The following is a 12,136-nucleotide window of genomic DNA, read 5'->3' as shown; positions in this document are numbered from 1 at the left end:
TTTTTCCTTAACAAATTCTGGGCACGATGTTGCCCAGCGGCATATCCACCACGCGGATACCGCCGATGCCTGTCCGCAGACCGACGGTTCCCGGCGCCTCTGCCGTCACCTCGCCGATAATGCGGGCTTCCTGTCCATAGGGGCTGGTCCGCATGGCCTTGAGGACTTTTTCGGCGCTCTCTGCGGGCACGAAGGCCACGCATTTGCCTTCGTTGGCCAGATACAGGGGATCGAAGCCCAGCATATCGCAGACTCCCTGAACTTCGGGATGGATGGGGATATCATCCTCGTCAATGAGAATGCCGCACTTCGAGGCCACAGCAATCTCATTGAGCACCGCCGCCACGCCGCCGCGGGTGGGATCGCGCAACACGGCGATATCCGGTGCCGCCTCGAGCATGGCCTTCGTCATCTTGTTTAGCGGCGCGCAGTCCGTCTGCACGCTGGCGGGCAGGTTGATGTTATGCCGCCCGGCCATGATGGCCGCCGCATGGTCACCGATATAACCGGACAAAATCACCTTCATGCCCGGCTTCACATTCAGGGGGCTGATATCCGTCCCCGGAATCTTGTCGCCAATGCCGGCGGTATTGATGAAAATACCGTCAGCCTTGCCCTTTTCCACGACCTTCGTATCGCCCGTGGCAATGACCACGCCAGCCTCATCCGCCATCTTGCGCATGGTAGTCACGATGGTCTGCAGGTCCTTGATGGGGAACCCTTCCTCGATGATCATACCCACGGAAATATAGCGCGGAACCGCACCGGTCATGGCCAAATCATTGACCGTGCCGCAGATGGCGAGCTTGCCGATATTGCCGCCCGCGAAGAACAGCGGCTGCACCACATAGGAATCCGTAGTAAAGGCCACCTCCCCGCTCATCTTCACCAAAGCTCCATCATGGAGCGTATTGAGCACCGGATTGCCGTAAGCCGGCAGGATCACCTGCTCCATGAGTTCCTGACTCACCTTGCCCCCGGCACCATGGGCCAGGGTTACTCTATCATTTGCCATATGCAAACCTCCCTTGACCATATTTATACCAGGCAGCACAGACGCCCTCCACCGACACCATGCAAGGGCCGATAGCATGCGTGGGCACACAGGCCTTGCCAAACAGCGGGCACTCCTTCGGCGTCACGATGCCTCTGAGCACCTCACCACAACGGCAAGCCGTCTTTTTCGTGATGGTCTCCACCTCAACGGGCAGAACCTCTTCGATATCGAAGCGGGCGTATTCGTCCCGCATCTTCAGCCCGGACAAGGGCACGACGCCCATGCCACGCCAGCCGGTATCACAGGGCTCATAGACCTTGTTCGTGATGGCCATGGATACCGGATTGCCCTCGGGCTTCACCACATCGGTGTACTCATTTTCCACTTTGGCCTCGCCCTTCACCACCTGCTGCACGAGACGGTAAAGCCCGCGCAGGATCTGCACCGGCTCAAAGCCCGTGACCACACCGGGCACATGATATTTCTCTATGACCGGCTTATAGACGCCAGTCCCCGTGACCACCGAAACATGCCCCGGCAGGATGAAGCCATCCACATGGACTTCTTCATCATTGAGCAGGACTTCCATCACCGGCGGCACGAGCTTCTGCGCCGAAAGCATAAAGAGATTCGTGATTCCCTGCTGCTCCGCGGCCAGCACCGTCGCGGCCGCCGTGGGCGCCGTGGTCTCAAAGCCCACGGCCAGGAAGATGACCTTCTTGTCGGGATTGTCTTTGGCAATCGCGATGCTGTCCATGGGGGAATAGACAATGCGGATATCCGCACCTCCCGTCTTGGCCTCGTTCAGGCTCGACTTGGAACCTGGCACTTTGAGCATATCGCCAAAGGTCGCAATGATCACATCGTCCCGCTGGGCATAGGCAATGGCCTTGTCCATATAATCATCCGGCGTCACGCAGACCGGACACCCTGGGCCGGACACCAGCTCCACCGTTTCCGGCAGCATCTGCCGCAGCCCTGCGCGGAAAATCGCCACCGTGTGCGTGCCGCAGACTTCCATAAAGCGCAGTTTGCGCCCCGTGGTGGCGGCCAGTTCCCCGATTTTCTGCACGAGTTCCTGAGCAAACTCCCGCTCCTCGGCTTTCGTCAATTTCTCCTTCATTTCCGTCACAGCTTATCCACCGTCCTCGGCGCGCCACGCATCTCCGCCATCAGCGCATAGGTCTCCTGCGCGTCCTTCTCCTCGACCTTCTGCATGGCAAAACCAGCATGAACGAGGACATAGTCCCCAATCTGCGTCTCCGGCAGCAGCATCAGGCTCACATCACGCGTAACCCCCGCAATATCCACCGTGCCCATGGCATCCTTTATCTCAATCACTTTGGCAGGAACGGCCAAACACATATAAATTCCTCCTAAAATCAACCCGCAGCCTTACAGCTGCATGAAAATGGCATGTTCATCATGGGGCGGGCAGCCCTCCGCCAAGGTCAGGAATTCCGCGCCATTGACGAAATCCACATCTTCCCGGCAGCCATATTGCACCAGGGAATCTGCTAAATCCGCATAACTGCCGTCAAACAACAGGATCACATGGTCACGGCGCATACCAGCCAGCCCAGCCAGATCTATCGCCTGCTGCCGCTTCCCCGGGACAAAGACAAGGTAGCTCTCCTCGTCTGCCAGCTGCATGACCTCGCGGATCTGCGCTTCATGCTCCGCAGCCCCCACGGCAATTTTTCGCCTGCCCTCCAGCAGCTGATAGCGGCTGCGCAGGAGCAGCGTCCGCCCATCATGCACCGCAGGAATCACAGAACATAACCGCCGCAAGAAATCCAGATCATACCATGGTGTCTTTACAAAATAACTAAAAAACAGTTTTGTATATACATCGGCAAAATTAAAATTATAAGCACTGCCCGAATAATGGTAAATGCAGGCCTCCACCGTTTCACGATGTTGAACCTGCTGCCACCCTACCAGCGTATTGTAGCGCTCTGGCAACAGCGCACCAGTCTGCCCATAATAATAATTCAGGATATCCTGTTCACAGTACCAGGCGTGGGGATACCGCTCCATAAATCGGACGATCTTGTTCCCCCAATCCGGTTGGCAGAAGCGCGCCCGCTCCATCAAGACCACACCCGCATTAACGTAGCGTTTCGCATCAAAATCCTTATCTTCTGCCAGAATGCTCTCTTTTCCGTACAAATTGGCTACGATATTATCCACCACCGCTGCAAAGCCATTGGCACCTGTTTGTTCCTGCCATAACTCGACAATATCCAGATTGACGATGGTATCTGCATCCAACCAGATGATACGCTGCACATCCGGCGGCAAGATATCCCAAATGAACAACCGGTTGATTGCCGCCGGACTGAACTTTTCCAGCCATGCCGGATGCATCAGGGGCAATACCGGAGAATTCCAATCTGACACATCGTAAAGACAGAGCCTTTGCCCATATTGACCTGCCAGCCTGCGGAACCGGTCCAATGTGGGTTCAGAAAGCTTGCCAAAACAAAGTAAATGGATTGTCAGTGGTGCGGAAGCATTCTCCAACAAGGAGAGCATGGATGTGCCCAATATCTTGCTGAAGTGGCCATTTTTATCATATAGGGAATAACATACATGAACCATAACCATATCCCCTCCCCCATACAGGCTTGCGTTATCTTGTTGCCGAAAAATCCTCAGCCACGGTATTATAGTCCATCACTTCGGCCACATCGCGCTTCTGTGGCTCAATCCCCCAGGTCTTAAGTTCCGAGAGTGCCTGTTCCACCATCTGTGGCAAAAGCTTCATCATGCCGTCAGACAGTTCCACGCCGGCTTCCACATCGTAGGGCTGGGCGCCAATCACGACCACGTCGGGTATCTTATGCCCCGTAACCGTGAGCAGGCCGAGCACATCCTGAATGCCGACCTCATGGGCCGAGAGTTTGTCCTGAAAATGCTCCATCACATCATCGTTATGGAAGCGGAAAGTAGTACCCGGTTCAGCCCCGCCATTGATGGAGTCAATCACCAATAACTTTTCCGTCCCCGTCACATACTGCGTAAGCTCAATGCCGAGCGTTCCGCCGTCCACGATCTGCACGTTATCAGGGAATTCATAATGCTTGTCGAGGTATTCTGCCACGCGCACGCCGAAGCCTTCATCTCGCAGGATGATATTACCGATGCCCAAGATCGTCACTTCATTCTTATAGAGCACATTGTCCAAGGGCGATGTACCGCCTGCCGTAAAAATATCTGCCATTTCTTTCTTCCTCACTTATCCCTGTTTTGCCGCAATCTTCCTGAGCAGCCAATCGCACCAGGCATCAATGCCATCGCCTTTCGTGCAGGACACCTCCAGCACATCGATTCCCGGATGCAGGCTCGTGATATCCTTCTTGGCCGACTCCATATTGAAATTGCAATAGGGTGCCAAATCCACCTTGTTGATCAGCGCGATCTCGCTTTCCTTGAACATCAATGGGTATTTGAGCGGCTTATCATCGCCTTCGGTCACCGAGAGCACCACGGCGCGGGCATCCTCGCCTACCGGGAATTCTGCGGGGCACACGAGATTGCCGACATTTTCGACCACCAGCAGGTCCAAATCATCGAGGTTCATCTCCTTGACGGTCTTCTGCACCATGTTGGCATCGAGGTGGCAGCCGCCCGCTGTATTGATCTGGATTACCGGCACGCCGTACTTATCGATGCGCTCCGCATCCTTGCTGGTGAAAAGGTCGCCCTCAATAACGGCCATATGAATCTTATCCTTGAGGCGTTCCATGGTCTTTTCCAATACGGAAGTTTTCCCTGCCCCCGGCGAGCCCATAAAGTTCAGCACAAAGACCTTTTTATCCGCAAACATGGCCTGATTCTCCGCCGCAATGCGGTCGTTTTCCCCTAAGATATTCTTGATAACCTTGATCTCCATATTTAGTCAACCTCCAGATATTCCACCTGCATCTCCCGCCCGCTGATGGTGGTCAATACACCATTCTCGCATTCGGGACACCAGAAATCATAATGTTCGATATGATATTCCTTGCCGCATTTGCTGCACCTGCCCACGAGCGGCACATGCTTTATCTTGAGCTGCGCGCCTTCGGCAATCGTGCCTTGCACCAGCATGTTGAAGGAAAATTCCAGGGAATCCACCTCCACGCCGGACATCTCTCCGAGCAGCAGACCGATCTCATTGATTTTTTTGGCATCGTTCTCCTTTGCATAGTCCAGAGCAATATCCAGGATGCCTTCGGCAATGGCCATTTCATGCATTTCTTCCACCTCATCCGTCAGCCTGTCGGCTGCCACCTTCCCCTCAAGGGGAAGGCTTTTAATTCGCATCTTTTTGGGAGAGTTCCCCCAGCGGATACATAATGAAAACGCCTCCCCCGCCAACACTAATAAGGGCAGGGAAGGCGTAATCCAAAGCTGTTACAGGATGGCATCCAATCCGCGATTGTTCAAAGCCTTCAGGATCTCTCCGAGCTTCGTCTTCTCCGGATTGTAATCCACCGTCGTCTCACCATCGTGGGCATGGATGTGAACATACAGAACCCCGGGCATTCCCAAGAGCTCTTTTTCCACTTCCTGAGCAATCTCCTCAGTATAACCATGCACCGTAAACTGCAGGCGGGTATTTGAAGCACCCTCATGCCCGCAACCACATTCTTTACACATGGGCAAAGCCTCCTTTATTGAATCAAATCGTGCGTTATCGTTGCCCGGCGCTCAAGGAAGAGCGCCGGCGGACGTAAATCGCGTGATGCGATTTCAGTCCGCTGTTTCGCCTGTGCCCGTAAGGGTATTTGGTACTTTTCTTTGCACCAAAGAAAAGTACAGAAATTACGCACTAACTATAACCGCTAGCCAATCTTGCCCAGTGGTCAGTAACAAAAGACTTATTTCAACGTCCCATCGAGATGCCCAGCATCTCTCGGTTCATGCGCCAGAATCTTACTGCCGGAGAACATCGAGGAAACCTCGCTCTCCCCTTCCATAAACTCTGCACGGATAACCATGTAGAGATGCCCGATGGCAAACAGGATGATCGCCCAGGCCACATAATGATGCACGAGATGCGCCATCATTTCGCCGCCGAGCAACGGGATTACCCAGCCGAACAAGGTGCCGCCGATGCCGAAAGGATCCGTCATGTAGTAGATGCCGAACCCCGTCAGGATCTCGATGAACACCAGTACATACAGGAACGCATAGGAGCAGCGTGCCAGCGGGTTACGCAGATAAGAAGCATGCTCCGATCTCAGGAACATATAATGCAGTGCCACATCTACTGTATTGCTGTAGAAATATCCCTTCCACACATGGGGGAACAGCCGATCACCAGGATTGATGATAAAGCCGTAGATTTTCAGGATAAACGCGGCACTAAACAGATAGGCTGCCAGGAAATGGATATTGCGGATGTTATCTACCGTCATGCCAGAGAACGTCGGCTCTGCGGAATAGATAATCCATGGGCTGGTGATCATCAGGCCTGTAGCGAACAGCACGCAGATGCTCACCACCATAATCCAGTGAAAAATCCGCAGCCAGGGACTAAACAGGTAATATTCCCTGCGAACTACTTGTTTCATAGCCTTTTCCTTTCTGCAGATTACTTGTCAACGCGGGTACCAGAATAAGGATCCGTGGTAATGACATTGATCTTTTCACCCTTGGCATTGAACATATGGGTTGCACAAGCCATGCAGGGGTCAAAGGAACGGACGACCTTGACGATTTCCAGCGGCTTGTCGGGCACTTTCACCTGGGTGTCCTTCATGGCCATCTCATAGGCGCCATTGCCGGCGTTATCATCCCGGGGGCAGGCATTCCAGGTGGTGGGCACGATGCACTGGTAATTGAAGGTCTTGCCATCCTTGATATGGATGTAATGGGACAGTGCGCCACGGGGTGCCTCGTAGATGCCTACGCCCTTGCATTCCTTCGGCCAGGTATTGATGTCCCATTTATCGGAGTTGGCCACCTTCGTGTCACCGCTCTTGATATTGGCGATGAGCTTGTCAAAGAAGAACTTGTTGATCTCCGCATTGAGCTGGGCGTCGAGGGCGCGGGCTGCGGTACGGCCAACCATGGTGGGCAGCCATACTTCCGGAGCCAAACCAAGGACCTTGGACACGGCATCCAGCTGATCCAGCATCATCTGCTCTGCCCAGGACGGTTCCGGCAGCAGGCCCTTCTTGGCCTTGGTGTAGATGATGATATAGCGGGCCAGCGGGCCGACTTCGCAGAGCTTGCCCTTCCATTTCGGCGTCTTCAGCCAGGAATACTTGCCGGACTCATTGAGCGCCTTCCAATTCGTTTCCGTGCCCTCTTTAGGACCGGTGAACTTAGGTGCAGTAACACCTTCCCAAGGATGCAGGTCTTTCTTCCCGGCAGGATACTCATACCAAGCGTGGTCAACGCTTTCCGTAATATTTTCCGTCGTAACATCTTCCGCCGTTACCTCCGTAAACTTAGCCGCAGCCAGGCCCTTGCCGAAGTCTTCTACGACACCGTTGCAGCGGATCAGCAGGTTCTTGAAGAAGCCGCCATCGGAAGTGCCCGTATAGCCTTCAATCGGATAAGAACCATAGCCCAGCACGCAGGTCTTGGCCATGCCGCCGCCATCTACGCGGCCTGCCTTGACGTATGCTGCGCCGATGGCCAACAGGTCAGGCAGATAGTAATTGTTCACGAGGCTTCTGCCCATGTTGATGGCGCGGTCCACGATTTCGAGCCGGGCCGTGTTGACCGGCGCATTGCCATCGTCCAGGGAGATGGAGCAGGGCATGCCGCCCACCACATAATGAGGATGGGGGTTCTTGCCGCCGAAGATAACGTGGGGCGTAACCAGCTCGCGCTGCTTGTCCAGCATTTCCAGATAATGAGCCACAGCCAGGAGATGTACTTCCGGCGGCAGCAGCTTGTAATCGGGATGATCCCACCAGTTGGCGGAGAAGATACCGAGCTGGCCGCTTTCCACGATGGCCTTGACCTTGCCTTTGATCTGTTCAAAGTACTGGGGCGTAGCGGCGGGGAAATCGTGCTCATATGCTTCCGTCGTGGAAGTATTCGGCGCACGGAAGGGCAGCTTATAGGCCCCCAGCAGAGTGTTCTGCAGGTTGGCCGTGGCAATGGCATCAGCAGCCAGCGCTTCCACCGGGCTTACCCAGTCCAGCGCATGGAGGTGATAGAAATGCACGATATGGTCCTGCACCGTAAGGGTGGCAGCCATGATATTGCGGATATAGTTGGCATTTTTCGGAATGGCGATGCCCAGTGCATCTTCAACGGCACGGACAGAGCCCAGAGCGTGCGCCGTGGTGCACACGCCGCAGATGCGCTGGATATAAGCCCAGGCATCACGAGGATCGCGGTCCTTCATGACCAGTTCCAGACCACGCCAGGCGGTACCGGAGGAAATGGCGTCTGTGACCTTGCCTGTTGCTTCATCTACCTGAACCTCGACACGAAGATGGCCTTCGATACGGGTTATCGGATCTACTACTACATGTTTCATTTATTCACCTGCTCCCTTATTCCTTCTCATGTTCTTCCGCTTCGCGTTTCTGCTTCTGGATGACGCTCATGGCACCATGGACAGCTACGCCGGCAGCCGTACCAACGGCCAGGGCGGCACCGATCTTATCCACATTGCCCAAGGGGCCATACTCCGGCATACGCGTAGTCATCGGATCTTCGTCCCAGAAATGGGCGTTGGAGCAGCCAATGCAGGGTGCACCGGACTGGATCGGATAACTCATGCCCTGGAACCAGCGCAGGTTGCCGCAGGAGTTGTAGGTCTCGGGGCCACGGCAGCCCAGCTTGTAGAGACACCAGCCAGCCTTGGCGCCGGCATCGTCGAAGCGTTCCGCAAACATCCCGGCATCGAAGAAGGGACGGCGGTAGCAGGTATCGTGGATGCGGTTGCCATAGAACTGCTTGGGACGGCCTTCATTGTCAAGGGGCGGAACCGTACCAAAGAGGGCAACATGCATGACCACGCCCGTCATGACTTCCGGAATCGGCGGGCAGCCCGGCACATTCACCACCGGCGTCTTGCCCGTGAAATGAGAGATACCGGATGAACCCGTCGGGTTCGGTTTGGCAGCCTGGATACCGCCGGAAGCGGCGCAGGTGCCATAGGCGATAACTGCCGCTGCATTATGGGCAGCGTGCTGCAGCGTTTCGATGAAGGGCTTGCCGCCGGACATGCAGTAAACACCGTTGTCCTTCGTGCAGACAGCACCTTCCACACACAGAATGTACTGACCTTTGTACTTGTTGATGGTTTCCTCCAGATGGGCCTCAAAAGGCTCGCCACTGGCGGCTGCCAGCAGGTGGTCATATTCCAGCGCGATCTGGCTCAGCACCAGATCCGAAGCCAGCGGCGCACCGGAACGGATAAAGGACTCATCGCACCCCGTGCATTCATGGCCGTGAATCCAGACTACTACCGGCAAAGGCTTCTTTTCGGCAGCCTCCACCACCTTGGACACCTGGTCCGTGCTGAGTCCCATCAGGGAAGTCAGAGCTACGCAAGATTTCACGAAGCTGCGGCGGCTCATGCCTTTTCTGAGATATACATCCCACATACTCTCCCGTTTGTCCACTTTTTTACCTCCTCATTTCTATCCTTGCAAAATTGCTTTAGACTTGCTGCACCGTCGGCTCGATTACGGTGTTATAAAGAAAATCTATTAGCGAACTCCTTTATTATACGCTGAAAAAATACAAAATGCCATATCTATCCCTATAATAATTCGCTATAAATCTTATTTATTTTTTCAAAGCAATAAAGCCAGGATATCATTTGATAAATTGGACTAATAACGCCCATATTCCATAGGTCTACTGATTTCCGATTTCGACAAAATCGCCCCTTTTTCCTGCTACGAAAAAACATTTTATGATAAAATAAAAACGAAATTCAGGGATTCAAAACGCAAATTTTCTGCTTACTCTTGTAAAACAATAACAAACGCGGTATACTGAAAAAGGTTCGGAAATGAACCATAAATACAATCAATTTGGGGACGTAGCTCAGCTGGGAGAGCACCAGGTTCGCAATCTGGGGGTCGAGGGTTCAATCCCCTTCGTCTCCACCAAATAAAGCATATACTGGCTGTGAAGGAATCTTCGCAGCCGTTTTTGTCATATGGAGAAAACCTTTATGGAACGCAGAATACTCTTCACCATCATGCTCACCTCCTTCCTCACCCCCTTTGCGGGCAGCGCCTTGAATCTGGCGCTGCCCTCTTTGGGCGCAGCCTATGGCGCCAGCCCTGCAGCCCTGGGCTGGGTGTTGGGCAGTTTCCTTTTGGCGGCCATCGTGGTGCTGCTGCCCTTTGGCAAGCTGGCTGACCGTCATGGGAAGCGGCGTTTCTTCATCATGGGCAATGGCATCTTTGCCCTGACCTCCCTGCTGGCAGCCTTTGCCCCGAACCTGACGCTCCTGATTGCCGCCCGGGCAGCCCAGGGCATCGGCTCGGCCATGACCTTTGCCACCTCCATGTCCATCCTGACTTTGGTGATCCCCAAGGAGCGCCGGGGCTGGGCCATGGGCTGGAACGTGGCGGTGGTCTACACGGGACTTACATTAGGACCGGTGGTGGGTGGTTTCCTCAATTATTATTACGGCTGGCAAAGCATCTTCATCCTCCTGGCCATAATCGGCGGTACTGCCTTCCTGGCCGCCCGCCGCTTCCTGCAGGAGGAATGGTATGAAGATACCAGCCCCGCTTGGGACAAGAAAGGCGCTATCCTCTACGGCCTTGCCGTCCTTTTGGTCATCTACGGCCTTTCCCAGCTGGGCAGCCAGCCACTGGCTCCCTGGTTGCTGCTGGGGGGACTCCTGCTCTTTTTCCTGTTCTGCCGCTATGAGCTCCGGCAGGAAAATCCCCTGCTGCCCATCGCACTGCTGCAGGGAAACCTGCCCTTTTCCCTGTCCTGTCTGGCGGCTCTCCTGAATTACTGCGGCACCTTTGCCACCAGCTTCCTGCTTTCCCTCTACCTGCAGTCCATCCTGGGGCTGACCTCCCGCAGTGCGGGGCTGCTCCTGCTGTCCCAGCCCATCTTCATGGCCCTGCTGTCCCCCATGATGGGCAAGCTTTCCGACAAATACGTTCCCACCAAGCTGGCGGCTCTGGGCATGGCGGTCATCAGCGTGGGGCTCGCAGGCTTTGCCCTGAGCATCCATTGGCTCTCCCTGTGGCTGCTCCTGCCCATGCTCATCATCACCGGCACGGGCTTTTCCCTGTTCGCCGCCCCCAACAACAACGCCATCATGAGCGCAGTGGAAAAGAAGCACTACAGCCTGGCCGCCAGTCTCCTGAGCTCCACGCGCTTGTTGGGACAGGTGCTCAGCGTGGCCCTGATGAACCTCATGCTCTCCCTGTCCTGGGACAGCTTTTCTCCCCAGGAAAACCTGTTACAAAACCTGCAGCTGACCCTGCTGGTCTTTGCCCTGCTGTCCGCCGCCGGCACAATCCCCGCCAGGATCCGCAAATAACTTGATATAATCAACAAACCACTATATAATGATGCCGAAAAACCAAACGCCTATGTTTAGAAGGGAGATTTTAAAATGCAGAAAAAAACGATGGCCATTGCCGCGGCTCTCTGTCTGAGCCTGAATGCAGGCTTTGCTCAGGCAAAACCCGCAGCAGTAGGTATGCCCAATCCCATGGTAAGCTATGACACGGTGAGCGCAGCCAAGGCTGCCGCAGGCTTTACGCCCCTCTATCTGCCCTCCATGACGGGCTATCATGTGAGCCAGGTCTGGGTGATTGCCGGCGACACCATCGACATCGAATACACCGCCGACGGACAGATCGCCACCAAATTCCGCCTGCGTACAGCCCGCTGCACGGAGCTGGTCAACGATAACATCAGCGGCATCTACGGCGTGAAATGGAATGCCCAGGATATCCAGGGCATTCCCGTAAACATCGCCCAGGTCCCCGCCGAAAGCAAGGTCTACCCCGACGGCTACGCCGCCCATTGGACCTATAACAACATGCTCTTCTCCATCAGCGCCGAAAACATCGGCAAACCCGAATTCATGCACCTGCTGGAAACGGGACTGGTGGAACTCAGCAAAAATTATTTCTAATCCCATATTTAAGAAAAAAGGCGTGTTGAGCCAATCACTCAACACGCCTTTTT

Annotated in this window: 13 protein-coding genes and 1 tRNA gene; 3 read left to right on the top strand and 11 right to left on the bottom strand. The window is 54.7% G+C overall.

The window, feature by feature from the left end:
• Positions 1–7: 7 nt before the first annotated feature.
• The 11 genes from hypE to SELR_RS01535 all read right to left on the bottom strand — a co-directional run bounded on the left by hypE (position 8) and on the right by SELR_RS01535 (position 9,582).
• Entirely contained in the window at positions 8–1,015 is a 1,008-nt protein-coding gene (hypE, locus tag SELR_RS01585; protein ID WP_014423450.1) for a hydrogenase expression/formation protein HypE, read from the bottom strand.
• A complete protein-coding gene (hypD, locus tag SELR_RS01580) occupies positions 1,005–2,120 on the bottom strand; it encodes a hydrogenase formation protein HypD (RefSeq protein WP_041914503.1) in 1,116 nt (371 codons plus the stop codon). Before hypD ends, hypE begins: the two co-directional genes overlap by 11 nt.
• Positions 2,121–2,125: 5 nt before the next feature.
• The gene (locus SELR_RS01575) at positions 2,126–2,362 is read right to left on the bottom strand and encodes a HypC/HybG/HupF family hydrogenase formation chaperone (protein ID WP_014423448.1); all 237 of its coding nucleotides are present in this window, start codon (positions 2,360–2,362) and stop codon (positions 2,126–2,128) included.
• Positions 2,363–2,392: 30 nt separating this feature from the next.
• The gene (locus tag SELR_RS01570) at positions 2,393–3,607 is read right to left on the bottom strand and encodes a glycosyltransferase family 8 protein (protein WP_014423447.1); all 1,215 of its coding nucleotides are present in this window, start codon (positions 3,605–3,607) and stop codon (positions 2,393–2,395) included.
• Between the two features lie 25 nt (positions 3,608–3,632).
• On the bottom strand, positions 3,633–4,223 hold the full coding sequence (locus SELR_RS01565; RefSeq protein ID WP_014423446.1) for a HyaD/HybD family hydrogenase maturation endopeptidase: 591 nt from the start codon (positions 4,221–4,223) through the stop codon (positions 3,633–3,635).
• 15 nt (positions 4,224–4,238) lie between these two features.
• Entirely contained in the window at positions 4,239–4,895 is a 657-nt protein-coding gene (hypB, locus tag SELR_RS01560; protein ID WP_014423445.1) for a hydrogenase nickel incorporation protein HypB, read from the bottom strand.
• A gap of 2 nt (positions 4,896–4,897) precedes the next feature.
• Entirely contained in the window at positions 4,898–5,239 is a 342-nt protein-coding gene (hypA, locus tag SELR_RS01555) for a hydrogenase maturation nickel metallochaperone HypA (RefSeq protein ID WP_041914502.1), read from the bottom strand.
• 159 nt (positions 5,240–5,398) lie between these two features.
• The gene (locus tag SELR_RS01550; protein ID WP_014423443.1) at positions 5,399–5,644 is read right to left on the bottom strand and encodes a heavy-metal-associated domain-containing protein; all 246 of its coding nucleotides are present in this window, start codon (positions 5,642–5,644) and stop codon (positions 5,399–5,401) included.
• A gap of 221 nt (positions 5,645–5,865) precedes the next feature.
• Positions 5,866–6,561: a Ni/Fe-hydrogenase, b-type cytochrome subunit gene (gene cybH, locus SELR_RS01545; RefSeq protein ID WP_014423442.1), complete on the bottom strand. Its 696-nt coding sequence runs from the start codon at positions 6,559–6,561 to the stop codon at positions 5,866–5,868.
• A 20-nt stretch (positions 6,562–6,581) separates the two neighbouring features.
• Positions 6,582–8,489 (bottom strand): nickel-dependent hydrogenase large subunit, encoded by a 1,908-nt coding sequence (locus SELR_RS01540; protein WP_014423441.1) that lies wholly within the window; start codon positions 8,487–8,489, stop codon positions 6,582–6,584.
• A 16-nt stretch (positions 8,490–8,505) separates the two neighbouring features.
• Positions 8,506–9,582 (bottom strand): hydrogenase small subunit, encoded by a 1,077-nt coding sequence (locus tag SELR_RS01535; protein WP_014423440.1) that lies wholly within the window; start codon positions 9,580–9,582, stop codon positions 8,506–8,508.
• A gap of 419 nt (positions 9,583–10,001) precedes the next feature.
• Between SELR_RS01535 and SELR_RS01530 the strand changes: the two genes are divergently transcribed.
• The 3 genes from SELR_RS01530 to SELR_RS01520 all read left to right on the top strand — a co-directional run bounded on the left by SELR_RS01530 (position 10,002) and on the right by SELR_RS01520 (position 12,083).
• A tRNA-Ala gene (locus SELR_RS01530) sits at positions 10,002–10,077 on the top strand.
• 65 nt (positions 10,078–10,142) lie between these two features.
• Positions 10,143–11,480 (top strand): MFS transporter, encoded by a 1,338-nt coding sequence (locus SELR_RS01525; protein ID WP_014423439.1) that lies wholly within the window; start codon positions 10,143–10,145, stop codon positions 11,478–11,480.
• A 75-nt stretch (positions 11,481–11,555) separates the two neighbouring features.
• Entirely contained in the window at positions 11,556–12,083 is a 528-nt protein-coding gene (locus SELR_RS01520) for a hypothetical protein (RefSeq protein WP_014423438.1), read from the top strand.
• The last annotated feature ends 53 nt before the right edge of the window (positions 12,084–12,136 follow it).

It is taken from the genome of Selenomonas ruminantium subsp. lactilytica TAM6421, from assembly GCF_000284095.1.
Lineage (GTDB): Bacteria > Bacillota > Negativicutes > Selenomonadales > Selenomonadaceae > Selenomonas_A > Selenomonas_A lactilytica.
The sequence above is the reverse complement of the archived record's forward strand: the minus strand, read 5'-3'. Positions and strand labels throughout refer to the sequence as shown.